The sequence below is a fragment of the Paraburkholderia humisilvae genome (assembly GCF_902859855.1).
GTDB classification, from domain to species: domain Bacteria; phylum Pseudomonadota; class Gammaproteobacteria; order Burkholderiales; family Burkholderiaceae; genus Paraburkholderia; species Paraburkholderia humisilvae.
In genome coordinates this window covers 17,528-41,317 of sequence record NZ_CADIKH010000024.1, presented here as the reverse complement: position 1 = coordinate 41,317, position 23,790 = coordinate 17,528, and the positions used below count along the sequence as shown (strand labels likewise).

Below are 23,790 nucleotides of genomic sequence, written 5' to 3'. Positions count from 1 at the left end.
GCAATGAGCGAATTGAGCCTGCGAGGCAAAGCGCTAACCACTCTCTTACGCAGGAGCCGCATCGATGGCGAGCACGCATCCTGATTACTTGAATTGCAGCCCCGATGTCATCGGCGGCATGATCGAAACGGCAACGACGGCGCTGATGGAAGATTTTCCGAAGACCACGGTCAATCAGGAAGATCTTGAGTTGATACTCGAAGCGCTGCATGTGTTGCGTCCCGACACGGTGGAACTCGAAACGCTGGACGGTCTCCTGCACGTCGTGCGCGGTCAGTGGCCCGAAGCCGTCCGCGTGTTGCACTCGGTGGTCGAGCGGGTGCCGAATTTCAGTTACGCGAAGGCTCTGTTGACATTCAGTCTTTCGTCGACGGGCGACCCGAGCTGGCGCAACTACGCAGATGAAGTGCTCGCAAGCGCATCGAGCCGAAGCGTGAAGTCGCTGGTGCTCGCTGTTGTGGCGCGCAATGACATGTTGGCCGCGGTGCGCTCGAGCAAGCTGGGCGGCGACTTCGTTACGCCTGAGTCGTTAACGGCGCTGCAAGCGATGACTGACGATCAACCTGACGAGCCGGCGCGCGCATCGAAATCCGGCAGCACCGCTGTTCAGGATGCGTTGACGGCGCAGCAGCACGCATTCATTCGTGTCTGACACGTGCGAAGGAGACGCGGCGTGCGCGGCGCCGATGCCGGCGCCGCGCAAAAGCAATGTCCATCAGGGGAGGACTTATGACGGTCAACGTTGATGCGAAACAGCTCCATGCGCTGATGGAATCGCTATCGAAAGATTCCGGCCAAGCTTCGTCGGGGACGAGCACGGAACTCGCGGACAAGTTTCAGGCGATGATGGACAAGTCGCCGACGGCTGCGTCAGTGGAACCGGCCGGCGACGGCATGCAAACCGTGTCGAAGGCGCTTGCGGTCCAGGACGCCGAGCTGCAGAAGACCGTGACCGACATGCAGGACTTCATTCAGGCGGCGCCGACGCTATCGCTGGGTGAAATATCGGCGGGAACGATGAAGATGATGATGGAGTTGTCGAGCGCGCAACTCAATTTGCAGGGCAAAATGGGCGTTGTCGAATCGTCGAAATCCGCGGTCGAAACGCTAATGAAGAATCAATAGCCGCGCCGGTATGGCGCGCGCCAATGCGGAACTTCACGGGGTCCGGACCATGCTGTCTCGTCAGCGGTGCGCTTCGATCGTTTGCGTGTTCGCGGTCTGCTCGTTGTTGGGCGGCTGCAAAAAAGAACTCTACGGAAAACTGTCCGAGCAGGACGCGAACGAAATGGTGGTCGCGCTGCTCGAACACGGCGTGAGCGCGTCGAAGGAAACGCCGGATGACGGCAAGACCTGGTCGCTCGAGGTAGAGAACGGCGACATGGTGCAGGCGATGCAGGTTCTGCGCAGCGCGGGCTTGCCGCATGCGAACTTCGAAGACCTCGGCGAGCTGTTCAAAAAGGACAGCCTGGTTTCCACGCCGACCGAAGAGCGTGTGCGCTTCATTTACGGCATGAGTCAGGAACTGTCGGCGACGCTCTCCAAGATCGATGGCGTACTGGTCGCGCGCGTGCAGATCGTTCTGCCCAACAATGATCCGCTTGCGCAGACCGCGAAGCCTTCGTCCGCGGCGGTCTTTATCAAGTACCGGCCGGACTCGGACATCGGCGCGCTGGTCCCGCAAATCAAGACGCTCGTCATGCACAGCGTCGAGGGGCTCACCTACGACCAGGTCAGCGTGACGGCCGTGCCGGCCGACCCGGTCAACGTGGTGGCGCTCGATCGTGAGACACGCGGTTTTCCGTCGTGGCTGGCCGCGCTGATCGCAGCCGTGTGCGTTGGCGTGGCGCTTGTGCTGACTGTGTTCGCGCAGCGTAGGTTGCGCGCGGGCGGCGAGGCCGACGGCCCCGTGCATGGCTGGGTGCGGGTCAAGACATTGCTGACAGCGCAGTTGCGCCGTTTGCGGCGTAACTCGCCGGCCGCGTGATGCGGCGTCCGCGCGGTTGAATCCTTGCGATACGCTGCCCGTATGCCCGTCACGAGCGTTCCGGCCGATCTGCCGTTCATGCGCATGGCGTCCGCGCTTCAGGCGCACGCGCGTAACCTGTCTAACGCGGTGCACTGGATGCACCCGTCGCACATACAGGCGTTGCTCGAACTCGACGACGCACAGTTCGACCGGTGGACAACATCAATTTCCCGCGCGTCGAACCAGGCCGTGCGCAACGTTTCGCTGGCGTTGTGTCGCTATGCGGGGATCGTGAACCCATCCTCGGCGCACACATGGACGGAACCCGTATCGCAGACCGGAGCGGAAGGCGTGCGACTCAATGCGGGACTGCTCGACGTTTGCGCGCCGCCCACGGGTTTGCAGATCCTGCGCATGCGCGCGTTGTGGTTCCGGCGGACCGAAACGCGCCGGATCATCGACAAGCGGGTGCGCGTGCAACTATCGGAGTGGGCCGGTGTGCGTCTCGACATGTTGCTGAATAGTCCTTATGCGTCGGATTCGCCTGACATGGCGGAACTGCAGATGCGCTTCGGCGCGCCAGCACTAGCCGATCTCGACGCGCAGGCGCTATGCGCGGAAGGCCTCGCGCTAATCGAGCGTGATGTCGGCGCGGCGGCGGGCGAAGTGTTGCAGGTGCTGAGGTACGCGTTGCCGCATGCGCTAACCGTGCCACACTGGTTGAGCGCCGCGAACCCGCAAGCGGATAAGCGCGGCACGGCGCGAGTCTTTGAAGGATTGGCGCAGTGGCTGCCGGAGTGGGCATGGCTATTTGGCTAAGACATCCGCGCCTCGCGGACACCGACGGCCAAGACGGCACGCTCGGCGCGCGCGTGGGCGCCGCAGCGGACATCGTGCGCGCCGAAGAGTTTGCCGCGCTGGTGGACGTCGATCAGTGTTACCAGCAGCTCGAGGCACACCGCGAAACGCTTCTGGATGCCGCACGCGCCGAAGCGGCACGCGTGATCGCGAGCGGCAAGACGCAGGCGCGTGCGTTGCTCGAGGAGGCGCGGCGCCTCCACGCGGAGGCGGCGGAACGCGGCTATCGAGCCGGCACCGAACGCGCGCTTGCCGAATGGTTCGAACGCCTCGCGCAGGCCGAAAGCGCACACGCGGAGGTGCAGGAGCGCATGCGCGCGCGGCTTGCCGGCGTGGTGGCGTCCGCAGTCGAGCAGATCGTCAAGGTGGAGAAGCGCGAATTGCTGTTCGAGCGGGCGTTGTCGGACATCGATCGCATCGCGGACGGCGCGGCCTATGTACGCGTCACTGTGCATCCGGATGATCTGGCCGGTGCACAGCTGACGTTTTCCCGGCTTGGCGCGCGCTGGCGTGAACTGGGACAGGCGTTTCCGCTCTATGTGAACGCCGATCCCGGGCTGCAGCCGGGCAGCTGTATTTGCGAGTCCGATTTCGGCACGATCGACGCGAGCCTCGACACGCAGTTGCGCGCGATGCGCGACGCGGTGACGCGCGCGCTAAAGCGCGCAGGCAAGGTGGCCGCGAGCCACGAGAACCCGCATGATCGTGCCGCGCCGGAGGAAGATGGCGAATCGATCGTCGATCAATCGGTAACGCCCGATGAGTGACGTTCGCACGACGCAGGGCCGCTCCCAGGCAGCGGCGGATTTCGACGGCTTTACCGACAACATCGAACGCGAGTTGTTGTCGACCTCGACGCGCGTGCGCACCGGCAAGGTGGTCGAAGTGGTGGGCACGCTCGTGAAGGTGGCGGGTCTCGACGCCTCGCTTGGCGAGCAGTGCGAGCTGACCAACCCGGCGAGCCCCGAAGTTCAGCATGCGGAAGTGGTTGGCTTCACACGCGATCTCGCGCTTCTTTCGCCATTTTCGGCGCTCACGGGTATTTCACGCTCGACGCGTGTGATGTCGCTGGGGCGTCCGCTTGAAATCGGCGTCGGCGACGCGTTGCTGGGTCGCGTGGTGGATAGCCTTGGCAGGCCGATCGATGGCGGCGCGCCAGTCGTGACAACAGCGAGCAGGCCGGTATTCGCGTCGGCGCCGGATGCGATGAAGCGACGGCCGATCGATGCCGCGATGCCGACCGGCGTGCGCGCGGTCGACGCGTTAATGACGCTCGCCGAAGGACAGCGGATGGGCATCTTCGCGCCGGCCGGCGTCGGCAAGAGCACCTTGATGGGCATGTTCGCGCGCGGAACGGAATGCGACGTCAATGTGATCGCGTTGATCGGCGAACGCGGCCGCGAAGTGCGCGAATTCGTCGACGAGATTCTCGGCCCCGATGGGATGGCGCGCTCGGTGGTGGTTTGCGCGACCTCCGACCGCTCGTCGATGGAACGGATGAAAGCGGCCTACGCGGCAACCGCGATTGCCGAGCACTTCAGGTCGGAAGGCCGGCGCGTGCTGCTGATGATGGATTCGTTGACGCGCTTTGCGCGCGCCGCTCGCGAAATCGCACTCGCGGCTGGCGAACCACCGGCAAGGCGCGGTTTTCCGCCGTCGATCTTCGCCGAGTTGCCGCGCCTCCTGGAGCGCGCCGGCATGGGGGCATCCGATGAACCGCACGGCTCCATCACCGCGTTGTACACGGTGCTGGCCGAAGACGAGAGCGCCGCGGACCCGGTGGCGGAAGAAGTGCGCGGCATTCTCGATGGCCACATGATCCTGTCGCGCGAAATCGCCGCACGCAACCAGTATCCGGCAATCGACGTGCTGGGTAGCCTGTCACGCGTGATGTCGCGCGTGGTGCCGCCCGAGTATGCGCGTGCCGCCGCGCGTCTGAGAGAGCTGATGGCGAAGTATCGCGAGATCGAAATGCTGCTGCAGATGGGCGAATATCAGCCGGGCAGCAACCCGACCGCGGATGAAGCGATCGACCGGCATGATGCGATCCGGGCGTTTCTGTCGCAACCGACCGATCAGCGCGTCGACGTGAACGAGACCTGGGCGCATCTCTTTAGCGTCGTCGCGAGCCAGGCATGACAGACCGGCGCCTCCATGCATTGCGGCTGTCGAGGCAGCGCCGCGAACGTCTCGATACGTCGTTGCGCCGCGTGCTTGACGGGCAGCGCGGCGAATATGCCGCGCAACGGACGCGAACCGATGCATGCGCGAACGCGGTGGCCGTCGAGGCTGCGGCCCTTCAGGCGCATCACGCGAGAATGGAGGCGATGGTCTGCGGGTCCGAGGCCTTTTCACTCGAAGCATTCAATATGTGCCGCCAGTACATTGAAACACTGGCTGAACGCCATCGCGCCTGCCTGGCGCAGCTCGAGCAACAGCAACAGGCGCTCGATGCATGCGCGCAAGCGATCGCGCAGACGCAGCGCAAGATCAGCGCGAATCACGTGCGGCAGGATCTGCTGGGCAAGCGTTCGACGAGGATTGCACAGGAACTCGACGCGGGCGCGCAAGACGCCGCCGACGATGAAGCGCTGGAGGCCGCGGTCGCGCGTTTGACCCGGCAACGGGGTATCGCATGAACGCGCTGGCGACCCTTCCGCAGGTGTCCAGCGTGCTGGACGGCTATCTGACCTTGATCGGCGTGTGCTCGTTGCGCCTCTATGTGATGATGGTCATGTTGCCTCCCACTGCCGACGGCGTCTTGCAAGGCGTGGTCAAGAACGCGATCGTGATTCTGTTCAGCTCGTATGTCGCGTACGGCCAGCCGGCTGCGTTGCTCGATACGCTGCATGGTGTCGTGCTGTTCGAACTCGCCGTGCGCGAGGGACTGATCGGACTCGTGCTGGGTTTTTCGGCGTCAATCGTTTTCTGGGTGGCGACGGCGGCCGGTGCGTATATCGACGATCTGGCCGGCTATAACAATGTGCAGTTGACCCATCCGCTGAGCAGCGAACAGTCGACGCCGACTTCGACGCTGCTCGAGCAGATTGCGATCATGGCGTTCTGGAGCCTCGGGGGCATGACGTTTCTGCTTGGCGCGCTTTATCAGTCATATCAGTGGTGGCCTTTGGCATCCGCGCATCCCGACATGTCGAGCATCATCGAATCGTTCGTGATCCGGCAGACGGATTCGTTGATGCAGGGCGTGGTGAAGCTCGCGGCGCCGATTGTCTTCGCGCTGGTCCTGATCGACCTCGCGTTCGCGCTCGCGACGCGGTCGGCGGCGAAGCTCGACCTGATGTCGCTCAGCCAGCCCGTTAAAGGAGCCGTGACCGTCTTGCTGCTCGCGCTTTTTGCAGGCTTGTTTATCGATCAGGTCAAGGATCAGATTACGCTGCGCGATCTGTCGAAACAGATGCAGTTGCTGGTTCATCCAGATGCCACGCAACGTTAGACACGCAGTGTTCGTGACTTCGCGCGTACCGGCGAAGATTCATCAGACGGCTTCGCGGAGGCGGGCGAGGCTTCGCTGCGATATCGGATCGGTCATCTAAGCAATATAGACTGGCCGCTTCCGGATAATTCAGTCGACTGCACCTGGAGAATGATCGCAATGAGATGTGCGGCATAAGGCGGCATAGCCGGGGTAAAGATCAATTCGATGCGTCGTCAACCGATTCATTCCATCGTCGCCTAAAGAAAAATGAAAGTGTTTTTCGGTTCGTGCGCCATCATGCTGGTGCTCCTGGGTCATAGTCTTGCCGGATATGCGGCGCCTGTTCACTGGCGCAGCTCGGTGGTTCATGTGGCCGTCGACGGCAAGAATCTCAAGGACGTACTGCGCGATTTCACGGCAAGCCAGGGGGTGGTCGCGTCGGTGGCGGACAACGTGCAAGGGTCCGTGACCGGCAACTTCGACGTATCGCCGCAGCGGTTCCTCGACACGCTGGCGTCGTCGTTCGGCTTTGTCTGGTTTTACGACGGCCGGGTCTTGTGGATTTCGAGCGCGAACGAGGTCAAGTATCAGATCCTGCATTTCTCGCACGCGCCCCCGCAGGATTTACGCACGGCGTTGGAAAACCTCGGGCTGGTCGACTCGCGTTTTCCCGTCATCTACGATGCCGATTCGAATACCGCGCTGGTCAACGGTCCGCCGCAGTATGTGAAGCTGGTGGCGCAGATTGCGCAGCAAGTCGAGGACAATGCGTTGCAGTCGATCGGCACGGTGGTGAGGGTGTTCCAGTTGCGAAACGGTTGGGCGGCCGATCATACGATGCAGGTGGACGGCAAGGACGTGACGATTCCGGGCGTCGCGTCGATCCTGACCGGCATCTATCACCCGAGGCAGGGCGGCCCCGACAACGGCGCAACGCGTACCGCCAGCATGGCGCCCGGCGTCGAGCGGGTGGCGCCGAGCGCGGACGTGAGCGGCAGCACCGAGGGCGGCCGTCCGTCGTCGCTGTATCCGCCGCTGCCGCCTAATATGCCGGCGGGCGACGATGCGTCGATCGGCACGGCGCCCGGCGCCGGCAGTGCGTTGATTGCGCGTCTCGCAGGCAGAGGCGGCGACAATGGCGTTTCGTCCGGGTCGCAGGACGGCGGGCAGACGCAAGGCGATGGGTATTCGGTCACGAACGGACGGTCGGGTTTGCCGATCATTCAGGCGGACCCGGGGACAAACTCGGTGCTGGTCAGAGACACGCCTGCGCGCATCGATCAGTACGATCCGCTGATCGCGAAGCTGGACCGCAAGCCGAAGCTGATCGAGATTCAGGCCAGCATCCTCGAGATCGACTCGGATGAGCTCAATCAACTGGGCGTGAGCTGGAGTGCGCGAGGAGACAATTTCCTCGTAGCGAGCCGAGGCGCTCCGGGGCAGACTTTGCCGGGCGGCCTGCAGGCCGTAGTCGGCGACAGCGACCATTTCATCGCCCGCATCAACGCGCTGGCGGCGACCGCGAAGGCGAAGATCGAAGCGACGCCGACCGTGGCGACGCTCGATAACGTCGAGGCGATCATGAACAACAAGACGAAGTTCTATGTGCGCGTATCGGGCTTCGCGTCCGCGGACCTTTATGCGGTTTCGACAGGCGTGTCGCTGCGCGTGTTGCCGATGGTGGTGGACGACGGCGACCTGACACGCATCAAACTCGTTGTGAATGTTCAGGATGGTCAACTGACCGGACAACAGGTCGACAACATTCCGGTCGTGACGAACAGCGAGATCAATACCCAGGCATTTGTCCACCCGGGGCAGAGTTTGCTGATCGGAGGCTATAGCGCCGATAGCGACGCGAATGGAGTCACCGGTGTACCGGGTCTGTCCAGGATTCCATTGCTGGGCGCGCTGTTCCGCAGTTCGTCGAACAGCAAGTCGCATATGCAAAGGCTCTTTCTGGTTTCGCCAAAGGTGCTCGACCTTTGACCTAAGCGACTGATCGGGATTGGCCGCAGCGGCAAAGCGAAAACGGTGACCATGATGGATGACGCGAAACTGGCAAACGGCAGCATGATTCCATCGATTCTCGGGAGCGGGGAGGGGGATCCTTACCCGCTATACGACGCGTTGCGGGAATCGGGTGGCGTCTATCGGGACCCGCAAGGGACCTGGCTGGTGGCGGGGCACGCGCTTGTGATGCAGGTGCTGCGCGATCGCGACGGCATTTTCCTGACTCAGCCGCTGGGCGATGAATTCGTCTGCGCGCGTGGATCGTTCCAGCGCCATAGCGGTGGCGAGCATGCGCGCCTGCGCGATGCGATGGCACCGCTATTCAGGCGCGCTCCGATCGAGTCGCTGCGTTCATCGATCAACCGCGAGGCATCGAGCCTGATTCGCATGTCCGCCGCGGCGGGCGAATTCGAACTGTCGGCTATTGCACTGGTGCTGGCTGTGCAGACCGTGTGCGGTCTGCTCGGCATCGCGCGACGGGATGCGGCGACATGGCTTGGCGCATGCGTATCGGCGTCGAGCTTCCTTGTCGAACCGGTGGTGACCGACGCGATGTGTGCGGAGCTGATGCCAGGCCTCGATCGCTTTATGGCGCTCGTGCGAAATTTCGTCGACGACGTCGAGCGGCATGGCGCGCCTGATCATCCGATCCGTCCATTGCTGGAGTTCGAGGCGCAAGGCGTGCTGAGCCGCGACGAACTGCTGGACAATCTCGTCGTTCTGTTCGTGGCGGGCTTTGGCACGACGGCGCGAGCAATGTGCGGCACCGTCGTGCTGGCGCTGCAGCAGCGCTGCATATGGGAAGCGTGCGTCAAGGATCGCGGCGCGGTATCGAAAGTGGTGAGAGAGTTGATGCGGCTCGATGGGGTCGCGCATGGCGTGCTTCGTTACCCGTCGCGCGATATCGAATTGGGTGGCCAGCGAATTGGGCGCGGTGATCCAATGCTTTTGCTGCTAGCCTCCGCGAATCGTGACCCTCACGCATTTGTGCATCCGGAGACGATCGATCTGACTCGGTCGGCCGCGGACAATCTGTCGTTCGGCGCAGGCGCACACGCCTGCATTGGACGTGCGCTGGGCATGATAGGCGTGGAGGCGGTATGGCATGCGCTGCTCGACACGATGCCGGCAGCCGTGCTGGATTTCGAACGATTGAGACGGTATCAGGGCGGGGTGGTTCATGGCTACGCGGACGTATGGTTGCGTAGCAGTTGAGCGCAACATGCGATCGCGAGGTCGCATGCATCGCAATCGCTGACGTGTTGTCGGGAAGCAAGCTTCGGATTTGGCGACCTGGGTGCTGTGTTCGATTCAGAACATGCAATGCCTTTTATAGAGTAGTAGGGCGCTAGCGCGATGCACGGGAATCCGTGTATTCGGGCGATTGGGCGCTTGCCATCTTGCGCCACTTAGACGGAGCCTGAATATGCCCATCAACATGGACTCGCCATTTTCGAGCATGCCCCTCGACGCGTTGTCGATGAGTTCGACTGGCGCGACAGGTTCATCCTGTATCGCGGGATTCGAGCAGTTGCTGAAGCAGCTTATCAGCGAGCTGTCGATGTTTCTGCGCGGCGCGGGTGCGGGCGCTGACGCCGGCGGGTCGTCGCCGGGCATGCAAGGGTCGCCAGGTGTGCTGACGACGGCGACAGGGTCACCTGACATTACGCCGTCTCCAGCCAGCCCGCCGGCCAGCGGGTCGACTAGCGGTGCCGGTCCGACGAAGGTGAATCTGTCTGAATTCGGACAACTTCAATTGCCAAGCGGCAGCAATGGCAATGTCGATACGATCAGCGGCAATAAGCTGTCGAGCTATTCGAGTCAGTATTTTCAGCAGAACAGCAACGGTTCGATTACCTTCAACGTGCCGTCGGGCGGTGGCGCGCATACCGCGAACTCCAGTTTTCCGCGCAGCGAACTGGAGGAAAACGGTTCGTGGCATATGTCCGATGGCACCACGACGTTAAGCGCGACGCTTTCGGTCGACAAGCTACCGCCGAACGGCGACATCGTGATCGGACAGATTCACCAGAAGTCCGTTGATGGCGCAAAGCCGCGTCCGCCAGTTGAACTGCACTACGACAACGGGAACATCGTGGCGAGCATCATGGATTCGAATTCGCCGAACGCGGGCCGGCACGACGTGACGATTGCGACCGGCGTCAAGCCGGGGCAATCGTTTTCATACAGCATGAAGTTGCAGCCCAATGGCCAACTTGATATTTCAGCCGCGGGACAAAGCAAGACCGTTTCGCTCGATCCGTCGTTCCAGAAAAGCGATATGTATTGCAAGGCCGGCAACTACTGTCAGGATCCCGCTGGAGGAAGCTCAGTGACGTTTACGGGATTGAATATCACGCATCAGAAGAGCTAGTGGTCACGCGCGATGCTACGAAGATGCGTTGCGTTGTGCACGGTTCGCGTCGGTGTGGCGCGCTTCGCGGATGGGCAGCGCGCCGTCCGACAAAGATCGGACAATTCATCGGGTGCGTTCCTACGACGCTTACGTGTCACTCTTCACACGGGTTAAGCCATGAGCACGGTCGACGTCTTTCCGTCGTTCAACACAGACATGCTGTCCACGCCTGTCGATAGCGGTTCGGATTCGCCGAATCTTCAGCAGCTGGAACAGCAGTACATGCAGTTGGCCCAGCAGTTTATCCAGCAAGGTGCGGGCACGCTTAAAACGCAGGCCGCGGCGGGGGATCTGGCGAGCTACATGACGCAGGACAATATCGGCACGCTGGATCCGAACCAGCTATATGCGCTCGCGAACAATCCTCCGTCGGGCACGCCACCTGGTGTTTCCGCGGCGGCCGCGTACATGTTGAAGAACTCGAGTGCGTACGAGCAGATCGAGACGCACGATTCGTCCGGCGCGGATGGTCTGTCTGGTGTGGGCAACTTCCAGTGGGCGTCGGAAGGCGGTCTGTCGTCGGCATCCCCGTTTCAGATGGGCTCGGGTTCGGGTTTCGGCGGAATGTCGCCGTTTGGCGGAATGCCTTCGATGGGCGGGATCACTGCGTTTGGCGGGATGCCTTCGATGGGCGGTATGACGTCGTTTGGCGGGATGCCTTCGATGGGCGGTATGACGTCGTTTGGCGGGATGTCCAGCATGGGCGGAATGTCGTCGTTGGGTGACATGTCGTCATTTGGTGATATGTCCTCCCTGTTCGGCAGTGATCCTCTGGAAGCGCAGGCGGCGGCGGGCGCGCTTGCCAGTTACATGTCGCAAAACAATATCGGCGCGCTCGACCCGAACGCGCTCTATCAACTCGCGAACAATCCCCCACCCAATATGCCACCGGGCGTATCGGAGGCGGCGAACTATATGCTCGAGAACCCGGACATCTACGAGCAGATCGAGACTCATGACGTCGCCGGGGCGGATGGCATTTCAGGTATCGGCAACTTCCAGTGGGCAGCCGAAGGCGGATTGATGGCCGGCCCTGCAGTGTCCGGCTCGGGTGGCTTGCCCGCCGATGGTGGATCGGGAACCGATGATCCTGCCGAAAACGCTCCGCCGGCCAACCCCTCTTCATCGTCGGGCAGCACAAGCGGCAGCTCGGGTGGCGGCACAAGCAGCAGTACCGGTGGCAGTACGAGCGGCAGCAAAGGTTCGGATAGCACGGTACCGAATATTTCAACGAGCGACCCGGCCAAGGCGATCGCCGAGGATCTCGAGCAGCGCTACGGCTTGACGGCGACCCAGGCGGCGGGCGTGCTCGGCAATCTGCAGCAGGAAAGCGGCCTGCAGGGCGACGTGAATCAGGGCGGTGCAACCGGCGCACCTTCCAGCAACGATGCGGACGACAACGGCCACGGATGGGGTCTCGCACAATGGGGCGGTACGCGTAAGCAGGGTGAGATCGACTATGCGAATGAGCATGGTCTCGATCCGGGCAGCCTGCAGGCGAACATCGGCTTCATGAATCAGGAACTGGACGGCGCCTATAGCAAGACGATCACCGACATCAAGAAGACGAACAATGTGTCCGACGCAGCCAAGGTTTGGGATGAGGACTACGAAGAGGCGACCGATCCGCAAATGGGCAATCGCGTACAGTATGCGCAGAACTTCCTGGATGAAGGGCTGTGACCGATTAGAGACGGTCGGGGAGACGGTCAGGAAAACCAGGAGAGTCTGTATGTCCGGCCGCGGGACGGTCGGTCAAACGATGCACTAGCAGGACCACGAACGTTGCCCTGCTAGTGCTACCCGAATCAGAAAATACCGCTGAGCGCTTTGCCGAGAATGCCTCCGCCCAGATCATCGAGCACGAGTTCGCCGCGCGTCTCGCCCCTCGAAATGAGATCGCTACTTTCTCCCAACACCGATTCGGCTTTATCGCGTTCCTGCTGGTTGATTCTGCCGCCACCGTTCTGGTTCGCCGTCTCCTGCGCGTCGCCCAGCATGGATTCCGCGTCGCTCTTGGAAATATCGCCTTTCTGGTAAGCGTTCAGGATGTCTTCGACTAGCGCGTTGCCGTCACCATTGCTGGCGTCCGATTGCATCTTGTTGAGCATGTCGGGATCGTTCTGCAGTTTTGCATCGCTGCTCAAGTTGGGGTCCTGCTGCAGACCTGCGAGGATTTTTTGTTCGTCGCCCTGGGAAATATCGCCTTCCTGAGCCGCCTTCTGAAAGTCCGCGGTCAGCGCGTCACTGTCGCCATTCTGGTCGTCCTGGTCAATCTGGTTGAAAAGCGTGGGATCCTTCTGTTGGATTTCGTACATCGACATCCCGAGGTCGTTGGTGTCCGGAGGGGTGCCATTGTTACCGCTAGCCGATTTCATATCGCCTGTCATGCCGGCGCCGAATGTGCCGCCCATGCCAGATGTCGACCCGAAGGCTGTGACCGGATCGTTGATCAGGGTCTGCGTTGAATCCGACCACGAACCCATGTCGGGTGGAACGCTCATGCCGTAGTTGCCTGCTGCATCGATGCTGCTCATGGTGTCGATCTCCTTTGAAGCGGATGTCCAATAGAAAAACGCTTGCCGGTCGGTTACGGCAGCAGGCGATGTAGCCCGATGTTGCCGCCCTGTCAGCAAAGTCTAAATGTCATTCGATTAAATACTTTCACGGCTACGCTTGACGCGTGATGCGAGAACGCATGCCCGGTATAGCGAAGCGACGCTTGCTGGCTAACCGTCGATCGCGCGGAATGCTCGGCGCAATGACTGGCCGGCCTCGGCGCGTGCTTGCGCCGCGGCTTCCACGAACCGGCTCATCGAAAAGAAGCCATGAATCATGCCCGGATAGCAGCACATATGGACCGAGTTTCCCGCATCCAGAAGTTTGTTCGCGTATAGAAACTGCTCGTCGATCAGCGGATCGTACTGTGCGGACAGAAACAACGCCGGCGCGAGATTCCCGTAACCGTTCGCAGGCTGCAACGCGGCATCGAGCGGTGCAAAGCGCCAGTCGTCGGTGTCCTGTGCGTTGCGCAGATAGAGCTTCTGCAGCCGTCGAATGAGGCCGATGGTCAAAGAGTATCCTTCGCCGTACGAGAGATGGGAGTCGAGGTCGTGTCGGCGAGAAAGCCCTGGGTACACGAGCAATTGCATCGCGAGCCGGATGTGCAGGTCGCGTGCATTGACGGCCGTCACAGCCGCGAGGTTTGCGCCCGCGCTTTCGCCTCCGACGGCGATGCGATGCGGATCGAGACCCAGCGCGTGCGCGTTGCGCTGCACCCAGATCAGCGAATCGAGCGCATCATCGATCGCGGTGGGAAACCGGAATTCGGGAGCCAGTCGATAATCGATGGAAAGCACGGCGCAGCGCGCTTCAAGGGCTAGCGAACGGCATTGTGCTTCGGCTGTTTCGATGCGGCCGAACACGAACCCGCCCGAATGGAAATACAGCAAAACGGGCAGGGGAGACCACCAGTTGGGCTGCTCGTAACAGTAAAGGCGGGCCTTCAGGCTGGTGCCATCGCGGGCAGGCACTTCAATGTCTTCCACATGCGGTAGCGGCGGAGGGTCGATGTCGCACAGCGGTGTGTAGAAGTCGAAATACTGCCGGGCGAGCGCGACTGGCAGCGTGCCTATCGGTGATTTTTTATGCTTCAGGCGGTCCAGCAGCTCGCGGAAGTTCGGATGTAGCGACATGGGGTGTGGATAAACGGAATGCGTGGTCCATCGTGGGAGTCGAACGAGTGTTGCGTGCCGGCGACCTCACGCCTTCTGTCCGGGTACGTTGGTCGTTCGCTCGCGCTGGCCGACGATATCCGTGCGAGTCTTTTCGCCAGGTGTTGTCGGCTTGCTCATCGCTTGTGGCCTTTCGTTGAACGCTTTGAAAAGAGAAGCATTGCGGAACATGGAGAAAAGACGATTCCTGATCGTTTGCATCGGTGCGTTCGACGCCTTGAACAGATCCGCTACAGTTGGCCGCGGCGTGGATTGGACGGTCGGATGTTTGACATGATTCGCGCGCTGCGTCGAAGGCGATATCGGCGTTGAAGACGCCTCGCTCAGTTTTATTGCCGCAGCCATTGCCTCGTCGTTGGCCTCTCCGATCGCGGTTGATTTGACATTAAACCTGTGCTCCTTTGCGGCGGCGATCCTGGCCTGGAAGTCGGTCATCGGGCCAGCCATGGCGGTCTTCTTGCTTTCCTCGATCGCCATGGCTAGCGCTTCATCGTCTGCACGATCGATTTCTTTCGTTGAAAATGAGGCTCGATTGCCAGCGCTGTTAACGAGAGCGGCCTGCTTCGGGGAGAGATAACCCCGGTCGGTGCCTGACTCGCTATCTGCCTTTCTGGGCTTCAGGCCGTTCAGAGCAGAACTCGCCCGTGCTTGACTGAGAGGCTGTGTCGCTTTTTTCGCTGTTTCGGTGGATGTGGCCTCGATGGTCGAGTGATATGAGCTTGAATTGAGCTCAGAAGTTTTGATTGTCATCGCCTGGAGCCTCTGAATTTCTTTGACGTCGGTTCATGACCTTAACGTGGGCTCGCTACATCGTCCCGTCTTGACACGCAATACTGTGACGTGTCACGAATTTGATTCAGGGGCTGAGCGAGTTGCTTGTGACGAACGTGCTTAGCACCACTTCACTGGATTCGATGGTTTGCCGCTTTCGGCAGAAGTAGGTAATGCTTCGCGTGAAGCAGAGTAGCCTACGTTTCACCATGGCAGAGTTCAACGATGTTTGAACACGGTACGCTCAAGCTAGGGCCTATTCGAGATGAACACCCATCGAGATTTCTCGCGCAGCGGAGCAGTTTCCGCCAGATGGCGACTGTGCGCACTGGTCCTCGGTTGCGTTGCGTGGACTTCGGCTAACGCCGATTGCTTCGATAAGGCTGCCGCATGGCAGCATGTCAACCCGTTTGTGCTTCGCGCCATTGCCTGGCAGGAGTCGCATTATCACGGTGATGCGAGAAACCTGAATACGAACGGATCGGTTGATTACGGGCTGATGCAGATCAACACGGTGCATTTGCCGGCGCTTTCCCGCTACGGGATCGGCAAGGATGCGCTGATGTCGCCTTGCAAGAATGTGTATATCGCGGCCTGGCTGTTGCGTCAGCAGATCAACACTTATGGGAATACCTGGACGGCGGTGGGTTCGTATCATTCCGCTACGCCGGCCTTGCGTGACCAGTACGCGCATCAGATCGAGGGAATTTTACGGCGTTGGCATGTCTTGAGACCGGAAGGGGATAAGACGACTGGGGGGCAACGATCGGAGGTTGCGATCAAGGATGCGTCCAACGTTCGCTAGGGTGGGGGATTGTTGAGTCGTCACCTGTTCGGTTGTTAGATCGTGGTCGTGCTGCTGTGCATCGATGCGGTTGAGTAGGCTGGCGCAGCTAGCTCGCATGAGCTTCGCGACTCACACAATCGTTTCGTTCTTTTTTTGGCGCCGCGGAACGCGGTACGGTTTCTATTCCTTATCAATTTTTTGAGGTGAAAATGGGTTCCAGTTGCTCAAGAAGATCCAACGCCGCCGTCGTTCAGGAGGACCTATATCCGATGCCCGCTATCCCAAGGACACAAACTGAAGGGAACCAGCAGCACGCACGGACACAGACTACAAATCCTCGACTGCCGGGCGCGAGAAACGCATCCGCGTCCAGTCAAAGGGCGGCAACGACGTTCGGCAGCGCGAATGCAGCCAGGGCCGAGGTGCTGACCGTCGGCGTTTCTCAGCACAGTATCGCGACGGGCGACGAGACTCTGCATACTTCCGGGATTAACGACTGTTCGGCCGTTGTCTTTATGACGAACCGCGACCCGTTATCACACATTTACCGCGATCGCACGATGCTTCACGTCAATGGCAGTGATATGGGCAGCAGCAGTGCCGACGCCCGCAGCGGCAGCCCCTCAACCGCCAGGGTCGCGTTTATGGACGCGGTAAATCGTCGCAAGGGAAGCGATCATCGCCTCGTAGTCGGATTCGGACTGGCCAATGACTCGCCATTCTCTCAGCAAATGTTCAGAGATCAGCTTTCTGAGTGCATGGATGAGTGTAGGTTCAACCTTGGCAGCAACAACATGCAACTTCAACCTCCCCATCATTCATTAACTGTTACGGCTGACGGAAGTGTGGTCATGTAGGCAGTGTAATACTGTCTCGCGTAACGTGGCCGTGCTGAAATCGTGCGCGCTCGACCGTTTCGGTTTAGGGCGCGCTGATTGCTGTTGCATGTTGAGGCGCTGAGGAGGTGAATTTGCCACTGCTTTGCGAGGCGTGCATTACTGGCGAAGCAACGACGTTGAAAAACGAAGAGCGCAGATCGCGTGTTTGAAGACCCAGGAAATGCCAGGTTTCGTGGCGAGCGTCAAATATGTGCGGAACGAACCGCACCATCTACCGGAAACTGAATTCCAGGACATCCTGACGGGTCAGGAGAACGTAGCAAAAAATACCTCCGTAACTATGGCGAGTACTCCGACTGGTATGGTGCGAGCGAGATTGGTATCAGTTCGGAAGATGAACGCGCGACGGAACCAGGCGGTCCATCAAATGACCGACGAAGCAACGAGCCAACGGAATGAACGACCTGACACGCCCGGTGGTCTCCGGCTCGGGTGCATATAGGTAAGCCGATTGAGGGTTTTCGGGTGCAACGATGCTCTTGAGGCACGCTTCGCGAAATCGAGCTGAGCTTGTGAATGCGATGCGTCAACTCGATGCCAGAACTCGCGGTCGTCGCGCTCCTGAATCGTTCGAAGGTGAGCATCACGTTGTCTTACTCTGGAGATAAAATTGAAGACATCCATGGATACAAATAGCACTAGCTATCCTCACATCAAGATCGAACGCGACAGAGGCAACAGTGAGTTTCTCATAAAGACTGAAAGCGCCTTGACCAAAATAGGTCAAACACATTCCGGAAACAAAATGCTAGAGGGTTTGAAATCCCATGCTGAAAAGGGAAAAACGGTAACCATTGCACATGGAACGAGTGAGTCTCAACTCATGCCGGTACTAACCGACGAGCAGCTGAAAGACAGTGGTCTCTCCGATCATGACGTGAGCGATCCCGCGTATCTTCAAACTGCTTTCCGGCTGGGCAAGAAGGGTGAGGATCGCGTAAAGGGAGTCGACAAGGGGGTTCCTGTCCGATTTGGCTGGAATCCGGACACCAGTGCCTTCGCTGGACGTAACGAGTCCGTGGAACGCAGCAAGATCAGGAACGATAGTGAAGCAGCATTGGTGTTAAGTAAGGGAATGTTGCTTTCCGAAAAATTAGTAAAGGGCGAGTTTCCTGGCGAAGGGTTGTCTAGCGACAAGGCGTTCGACCGTGCTGAAGGCGGTACCCTGTACGATTTGAGGCACCCGAATGAAGTCACAGTACGTAAGATATCTAAAGAGATGCATGCAAAGCTACCCGTTGTGATCAAGGAAAAACCAGTGGAACCGGAAGCGCGCAGGGCGTCTGTGCAACATCCAAGGCGCTTCAGCGTTGCAGATGTTGGCCGGCGCATGTCATTGCGATCCGAACGTCCAGTCACTCCGGATCTCGAAGATTTTGTTGCCGCTCCAAGGCCGGCAAGGATAGATGAAGAGGATTCCGAGGCGAACCGGTCAGACGGCGATAGTTGATCGCCGTCGGGCGAACGCGATCAGCGGCCTGACCGGATACCGCGGAAGTCTCTTGCGTACTGGCGCTGCCGACGCGGGACTCACAGCCCGGCGTCTATCATCAAGCGCTGCACGGTTTCTTTCGCGGGCTGGACGCCGTGGTGGGGCGAAGTGGCGGGGCAAGTATCGCAGGCGAATGAGCCGAACTTCGATTTTGCCTGCGCTACAGATTCAGAAAGTAGCGGGTATCGGCACAGGAACGCAGCGCGGCGCGAGGCCGCCTTTCGGCCACGCGACCGTCAACGGTGGCTTGTCGGTCATTACGGTCGTTCGCGTCCTTCAGTATTTGGCTAATTCTGAATGCCCGGCTTCCGGGAAATCGAACCGACGCTATCGTTGGTCGATGCCGGGCACCGTCCGCTAATTCCCCCCGCCTGCCTCAGTGGACCAAAATAAGGGTGCCGATCTGGCGTCGCTTTCATATACTGCTCGTAGCAGTCCACGTGGGCATCTAGCGCAATGTCGCGTTGTCTCTCTGGAGTCGAGGCGAAATGAATACCATCACACCGGCCGGACACACCGGACCTGAACAGCGCGTACCGATTCTCAACACCGTGGACCGCGTCTGCGAGCTGTGTTTTGGTCTGTTCATGGCCCTGACGTTCGTCGGCGCCGTCAAGGCCGTCACCGCCGGAGAAGACGCCGGGTACAAGATGTTCCTCACCGCACTCGGATGCAATCTCGCGTGGGGCCTTGCCGACGCCGTGATGTATCTCGTCCGCACGCTCGCAGATCGAGGACAGCGCCTGAAACTCGCGCTGACCGTGCAGCGGGAGCAGGACCAGGCGGTCGCCGTGCGCGCGCTGCGTGACGCGTTGCCTGAGAGGCTGGAACAGCTCGTCGAAGACACTGACCTGGAACGGATTCGTGCGCGCGTCGCGGCCGTGCCTACGTTGCCTCCACGAGCGAATCTCGTGCTTGATGACTTCGTCGGCGCGCTGGGCATTTTTCTACTGGTTGTGCTGGGAACCTTCCCGGTCGCGCTGCCGTTTCTAGTCATCGAGGATATCAAGGCGGCGCTGATCGCCTCGCGCGTGCTGACACTCGTGATTCTTTTCATCGCGGGCTTTGCGCTGGGACGCTACACGGGCGCGGGTGCAATGAAAGCGGGCATCGCGATGACCGGACTTGGCGTTCTGCTGACGATGGCAATCATTGCGCTGGGCGGGTGATCGACGCAGGCGATTCGATGGGAAATCCTGCCGCTCTCATCTGCTGAAACATATTCCGGTGTACCGAGCAGTTTTTTGAGCGGGCCTGTTCCGGGGCGCGAGCGGCTGGGTCGACGCCATATTTCCAGGGCCGGGAGAGACGAGGGGAACGACGATGAACCGGTGGGATAAGCCGCAATGCAACAGCCTTCTGCTCGTGGCCATCTGTGCGTCTTTGCTGGCTCTGGCAGGATGTCCATACTATGCGGCACCTCCTGCTGGCACCGTCGTGATGACGCCGGCCAGCTTCAACCAGTCCTTCGCGGCCGCGTCGGGCGCAATGCGCGATGAGGGCCTGGCCATTACCGTGCAGGACCCGGGCAGCGGCACGGTCGTTGGCGGCCTCGACGGCAGCACCGTGACGGCGAGCGTGAGCCAGCAAGCCGATGGCAGTGTGGTCGTGCAGTTCAATTCAAGCGACGCGCGCGATCCCACCCTGCTCGCGCGCATCTCGCGCAGCTACGATCGACGTATGGGACGCTGAGCGCTTGTCGCAGGTGCAGCATCCGGCTTCCGCGCGGATAAAGTCGAACGGCGTCGTATTCGTCCGTATGCGTTTCAGGCGGTGTCGAATTTCTTATGACCGGCAGCCTTCAGTCCTTGGTACGGTAACGGCCGGGTGACAAAAGGAGAGGTGTTATATGTCAATTCCAGAACTGAACTTCCCGCGCTTGAATTGTCGCGTGCGTGTGACGTTGCTGGCGTCGCTGCTGGCTGCCACGGCGGCCGCACAGGCCAGTAACCTTAACTTCCTCAATGACACGCCCATGTCATACATAAAAAAGCCCGACGTGGATTCGATCAAACTTGCGCTGACCGACGTGCTCAACAACAAAAAGGATGGCGAGACAACTCGATGGACAAACGAAGGCACCGGTAACAGCGTATCGATCGACGCGACGATGATCCCGGAAAGTACAAGTCACGAAGGGGAAAAGACCTGCCGTCGTGTTTCCGTCATGCTGAATGCGAAAGGGCAGTCGATGAATCTTCACCCAATGTTTTGCGGTACGAACCCGACGGACTGGACGCTACAAAAGCGATGAATCGCGAGCTTCGTTTGTGTTTTGCGCGGAATGCGTCCATGAGATTCGCGGCTTAGTCGCGAGACCACGCATCTGTGCCTTCGCCAAGGCTGGGGGCTGAGACAGGTGCTATCGCCTCTGTCGGGGCAGGTGCAATCGCGGTCGCCGGAGCCGGCGACGGCAAACTGCTGACAAGAAATCCCGACGACGTGAGAAAAATCGCGGCCAGCAGCACAAATGCCATGAAGCTCCCCTTGTTCAATGCTGGTGGCCGTCGCAGCACCGCCAGAAGACGGGTTTAAGACTCTTGCGATTCCTGGTCAACTTACTGGCCGTACCTTCAAACCGGGCAATACCACTTTATGACGGGAATGGCCTATCTGAAAGGTTTAATAACCGCTTGCCATCTATTACGCACGAGCCGGAAAAGGTGAAATAGAGGCCACTCTGATCATCGAATTGGATGTTAAATATCATGTAGTCAATGTTGTTCTCCTGAACACTGCGCTTCAGCGCTTACCGGGATAGGCCGATCGGGTAAAGAATATATCCAGAAGTGGCGTTGCCTTTGCGATGGGGAGGGTCAATGAAAGCGTTCATGCGGCGCAAGGCCAGTCGTGTTCGGGCCTTTGCCTGCCGGCGGATCCTCGCTCTACTGCATGCTGGCGGTCGGGTGCGCCAAGCGCGTGTTCATGTGAAGTACGCCGTGCGGCGCTCCTGTACGAAGCTGACCCAAGCGTGCGTACTCTCTGCGTCTACGGCATGCATCCATGCGGCAGCCGCGACCCCTTTGCCCGCCGGGCTGCAGAGCTTCCTCAACACCGCGACGGGAGGGGGCGTGCCAGCCTCCGCGGCACAAGAAGCGTCGTCTCCTTCGCCCGCCAGTCAGGCGGAACTGGCGCGCTCGCTGAACAATCTGATCACCACGCTCGACAGCGACGCGCAGCGCAGAGCGCTGGTCAACCAGTTGAAACAACTACGGGACGCCGCGCAAAATGTCCAGCAAGCGTCGCCGCCTGTACCCAAACAGGCCAATGGCGACGTGCTTGGAGCAATTGCGTCCAGCATTGCGTCTGTCGAGACCAACCTGAATGAAGGCAAGACCCTGTTGCAATTCTGGACGGCGCGCTCCAACGACGCAGCCCGCGAATTGCGAACCATTCTCACGGGAGGACGTGCTGAATCGTTGGGCCGGATCCTGATTGGCATGATTGCGACGCTTGCTGGATGGGGGGCGTGCGCCAGCTTGCTGATCTATCTACAGAGGCGCGTCTTTGTGCGCCATGGCTGGGCTGTTGTGCTGCGACCGAATCCGACATCGGTCGACCTGTTAACGTTCGCGTTGCAGCAGACGGGGCCATGGATCGTCGCATTCGTTATCGTGCTGATGCTCGTTCAGCGGATGCCCGAGGCGCTTGGCCTCACGTTGGGGATGGTGATCGCCTATGCGACGGTCACGGGCGCGGTCTTCTCGGCGATCTGCATGATCGTTTTCTCGGTGTTCGGCACAGCGCATCGGCGCGTCGCCATACGGCAACTGCTCGCGCGCAGCCTCTGGCCGCTGTTCGCGATCGGCGCCTGTGGCGCGCTTGGCGACGCGACAGCCAATCCGGAGGTCACGCGTCAGATGGGGGTGAGTCTGGCGGGGTTCGTGTCCACCTTCGCCAATTTGGCCGCAGCAGTCCTAAGCGCCTACTTCGCGCTCGCATTCCGGCGCCCGGTCACCCATCTGATCCGCAATCGCTCTTATGCCCAAAGGCGGGACTACAAGTTCGCCACGGAAGCGCTCGATATCCTCGCATCGCTCTGGCACATTCCGATATTGCTGATCGCGATCGCATCGGTCATCGCGATTCTCGACGGGCGCGGCGCGCAGGGAGACGTATTGCAGTCGTCAGTTCTCAGTGCGCTATTACTCGTTCTCACGTTGTTCGTGTCCGCGCTGCTGCTGAATCTGACGCGGCGAAGGGATACTCGCGCGCAGCGCCGCACGCCGCATCTGATGCGCATTTTGCGCTTCGCCGGTACGCTCTTCATTTTCATGATGTGGCTTGGATATCTGCGATTCGAACTGGAATTGTGGAGCGGCCCGGTCGCACGGCTGATCAAAAATAGTTCGATGACGCCAGGTTTCAGGCATGCGATGGTCGCTGTCATCGTGACGGTCTTCGGCGCCTGGTTCGTGTGGATTCTCATTGACACGGCCATTGTCGAAGCACTGGGTCCGAGCGGCTCGCGTAGCAAGGCACTCAATCCCGGCGTACGCGCGCGCACCATGTTGCCGCTCGTGCGCAACATAGTCTTTGTGACGGTTGCAAGCCTGGCGGCCGTCATCGCTGCCGCGAGTCTCGGCATCAATCTGACACCGCTGCTAGCGGGTGCGGGTGTGATTGGTCTTGCGGTCGGGTTTGGCGCGAAATCGCTTGTCACCGATCTGATCACGGGGCTCTTCATCATTGTTGAAGAAACGATTTCAGTGGGAGACTGGATCGATGTCGACGGCGGTCATGCGGGCACCGTCATGGACCTCACGATCCGCACGGTACGGTTACGCGACGGTCAGGGCGCAGTTCATACGATTCCTTTCTCGCAGATCAAGATCGTGAAGAACCTGTCGCGCGATTTCGCCAACGCGGTATTTGAAGTGCGGGTGCCGTTCTCAGCTGACATAGACGAAGTGAACCGCCTGATTGTAGAAGTGGGCACCGATCTGATGGACGATCCTCACTTCCGCGCTGAAATACTGGGCCCCGTCGAAGTGTGGGGACTCGATCGGTTCGATGCCAACTGGATGGTCGTGAAAGGGCAGATCAAGACACAGCCGCTGCAGCAGTGGAGCGTATCGCGTGCTTTTAATGCACGACTCAAGCACAAGATGGACGAGGCAGGAATCGAGATACCCGTTCCGCAAATGCAGTTACACACGTCATCGGAGGAACGTAGCCTATGGTCGAAGGCGGATGATTATGCCCAGACCGGGAGCGCGCAAAACATGGATGCAGGCGGTACGGCCCGACGCAGATCGGGTCTCGCTGTACCGTCGGACCCGCGCGTGCTCAATGAGCCGCTGACGGCGGAGCGGCAGTCCGGCGAAACATTACCCCAGTCCCCGGGCAACTCAAATCGCGGCGGCACCATTCGTAAGTGAGACCCGCGTAAGCCGTCAGGTGGAGGCCCGCCCT

22 protein-coding genes are annotated in these 23,790 nt (G+C 60.2%); 19 read left to right on the top strand and 3 right to left on the bottom strand.

The window, feature by feature from the left end; genetic code table 11:
• Positions 1–64 precede the first annotated feature (64 nt).
• The 12 genes from HV796_RS23870 to HV796_RS44240 all read left to right on the top strand — a co-directional run bounded on the left by HV796_RS23870 (position 65) and on the right by HV796_RS44240 (position 12,375).
• On the top strand, positions 65–652 hold the full coding sequence (locus tag HV796_RS23870; RefSeq protein ID WP_175228973.1) for an HrpB1 family type III secretion system apparatus protein: 588 nt from the start codon (positions 65–67) through the stop codon (positions 650–652).
• Positions 653–729: 77 nt separating this feature from the next.
• Positions 730–1,125, top strand: a complete 396-nt coding sequence (locus HV796_RS23865) for a type III secretion protein HrpB2 (RefSeq protein ID WP_175228972.1) — start codon at positions 730–732, stop codon at positions 1,123–1,125.
• Positions 1,126–1,174: 49 nt separating this feature from the next.
• Positions 1,175–1,987, top strand: coding sequence for a type III secretion system inner membrane ring lipoprotein SctJ (gene sctJ / locus HV796_RS23860; RefSeq protein ID WP_175228971.1), 813 nt, complete (start codon positions 1,175–1,177; stop codon positions 1,985–1,987).
• Positions 1,988–2,029: 42 nt separating this feature from the next.
• Complete coding sequence (locus HV796_RS23855; protein WP_175228970.1) at positions 2,030–2,788, top strand: type III secretion protein HrpB4; 759 nt, start codon at positions 2,030–2,032, stop codon at positions 2,786–2,788.
• The gene (gene sctL / locus HV796_RS23850) at positions 2,773–3,594 is read left to right on the top strand and encodes a type III secretion system stator protein SctL (RefSeq protein ID WP_175228969.1); all 822 of its coding nucleotides are present in this window, start codon (positions 2,773–2,775) and stop codon (positions 3,592–3,594) included. The genes HV796_RS23855 and sctL overlap by 16 nt, the downstream gene beginning before the upstream one ends.
• Complete coding sequence (sctN, locus tag HV796_RS23845) at positions 3,587–4,966, top strand: type III secretion system ATPase SctN (RefSeq protein WP_175228968.1); 1,380 nt, start codon at positions 3,587–3,589, stop codon at positions 4,964–4,966. Before sctL ends, sctN begins: the two co-directional genes overlap by 8 nt.
• Positions 4,963–5,466 carry a hypothetical protein gene (locus HV796_RS23840; protein ID WP_175228967.1) on the top strand — a complete coding sequence of 168 codons (504 nt, stop codon included), beginning with the start codon at positions 4,963–4,965 and terminating at the stop codon, positions 5,464–5,466. Before sctN ends, HV796_RS23840 begins: the two co-directional genes overlap by 4 nt.
• Positions 5,463–6,281, top strand: coding sequence for a type III secretion system export apparatus subunit SctT (gene sctT / locus HV796_RS23835; RefSeq protein ID WP_175228966.1), 819 nt, complete (start codon positions 5,463–5,465; stop codon positions 6,279–6,281). Before HV796_RS23840 ends, sctT begins: the two co-directional genes overlap by 4 nt.
• A gap of 279 nt (positions 6,282–6,560) precedes the next feature.
• The gene (sctC, locus tag HV796_RS23830; RefSeq protein WP_175228965.1) at positions 6,561–8,252 is read left to right on the top strand and encodes a type III secretion system outer membrane ring subunit SctC; all 1,692 of its coding nucleotides are present in this window, start codon (positions 6,561–6,563) and stop codon (positions 8,250–8,252) included.
• A 51-nt stretch (positions 8,253–8,303) separates the two neighbouring features.
• Positions 8,304–9,491, top strand: a complete 1,188-nt coding sequence (locus HV796_RS23825) for a cytochrome P450 (RefSeq protein WP_246356015.1) — start codon at positions 8,304–8,306, stop codon at positions 9,489–9,491.
• A 211-nt stretch (positions 9,492–9,702) separates the two neighbouring features.
• The gene (locus HV796_RS23820) at positions 9,703–10,650 is read left to right on the top strand and encodes a polysaccharide lyase family 7 protein (RefSeq protein ID WP_175228963.1); all 948 of its coding nucleotides are present in this window, start codon (positions 9,703–9,705) and stop codon (positions 10,648–10,650) included.
• 159 nt (positions 10,651–10,809) lie between these two features.
• Positions 10,810–12,375, top strand: a complete 1,566-nt coding sequence (locus HV796_RS44240; RefSeq protein ID WP_246356008.1) for a phage tail tip lysozyme — start codon at positions 10,810–10,812, stop codon at positions 12,373–12,375.
• 125 nt (positions 12,376–12,500) lie between these two features.
• On the opposite strand, the gene HV796_RS23810 is transcribed toward HV796_RS44240, so the two are convergent.
• The 3 genes from HV796_RS23810 to HV796_RS23800 all read right to left on the bottom strand — a co-directional run bounded on the left by HV796_RS23810 (position 12,501) and on the right by HV796_RS23800 (position 15,176).
• A complete protein-coding gene (locus tag HV796_RS23810; RefSeq protein ID WP_175228962.1) occupies positions 12,501–13,229 on the bottom strand; it encodes a hypothetical protein in 729 nt (242 codons plus the stop codon).
• A 192-nt stretch (positions 13,230–13,421) separates the two neighbouring features.
• On the bottom strand, positions 13,422–14,387 hold the full coding sequence (locus HV796_RS23805) for an alpha/beta hydrolase (protein WP_175228961.1): 966 nt from the start codon (positions 14,385–14,387) through the stop codon (positions 13,422–13,424).
• Between the two features lie 66 nt (positions 14,388–14,453).
• Positions 14,454–15,176, bottom strand: coding sequence for a hypothetical protein (locus HV796_RS23800; RefSeq protein ID WP_175228960.1), 723 nt, complete (start codon positions 15,174–15,176; stop codon positions 14,454–14,456).
• Between the two features lie 286 nt (positions 15,177–15,462).
• Here HV796_RS23800 and HV796_RS23795 point away from each other — a divergent pair, with 286 nt between their 5' ends.
• From HV796_RS23795 to HV796_RS23765, 7 genes are all read left to right on the top strand, one after another.
• The gene (locus HV796_RS23795) at positions 15,463–16,002 is read left to right on the top strand and encodes a lytic transglycosylase domain-containing protein (RefSeq protein WP_175228959.1); all 540 of its coding nucleotides are present in this window, start codon (positions 15,463–15,465) and stop codon (positions 16,000–16,002) included.
• A 404-nt stretch (positions 16,003–16,406) separates the two neighbouring features.
• A complete protein-coding gene (locus HV796_RS23790) occupies positions 16,407–16,841 on the top strand; it encodes a hypothetical protein (RefSeq protein ID WP_175228958.1) in 435 nt (144 codons plus the stop codon).
• Between the two features lie 652 nt (positions 16,842–17,493).
• The gene (locus HV796_RS23785; protein WP_217477992.1) at positions 17,494–18,333 is read left to right on the top strand and encodes a M91 family zinc metallopeptidase; all 840 of its coding nucleotides are present in this window, start codon (positions 17,494–17,496) and stop codon (positions 18,331–18,333) included.
• Between the two features lie 530 nt (positions 18,334–18,863).
• Positions 18,864–19,544, top strand: a complete 681-nt coding sequence (locus HV796_RS23780) for a VIT1/CCC1 transporter family protein (RefSeq protein WP_175228956.1) — start codon at positions 18,864–18,866, stop codon at positions 19,542–19,544.
• Between the two features lie 154 nt (positions 19,545–19,698).
• Positions 19,699–20,067, top strand: coding sequence for a hypothetical protein (locus HV796_RS23775; protein WP_175228955.1), 369 nt, complete (start codon positions 19,699–19,701; stop codon positions 20,065–20,067).
• 157 nt (positions 20,068–20,224) lie between these two features.
• Entirely contained in the window at positions 20,225–20,629 is a 405-nt protein-coding gene (locus HV796_RS23770; RefSeq protein WP_175228954.1) for a hypothetical protein, read from the top strand.
• Between the two features lie 565 nt (positions 20,630–21,194).
• Complete coding sequence (locus HV796_RS23765) at positions 21,195–23,756, top strand: mechanosensitive ion channel family protein (protein WP_175228953.1); 2,562 nt, start codon at positions 21,195–21,197, stop codon at positions 23,754–23,756.
• Positions 23,757–23,790: the final 34 nt, after the last annotated feature.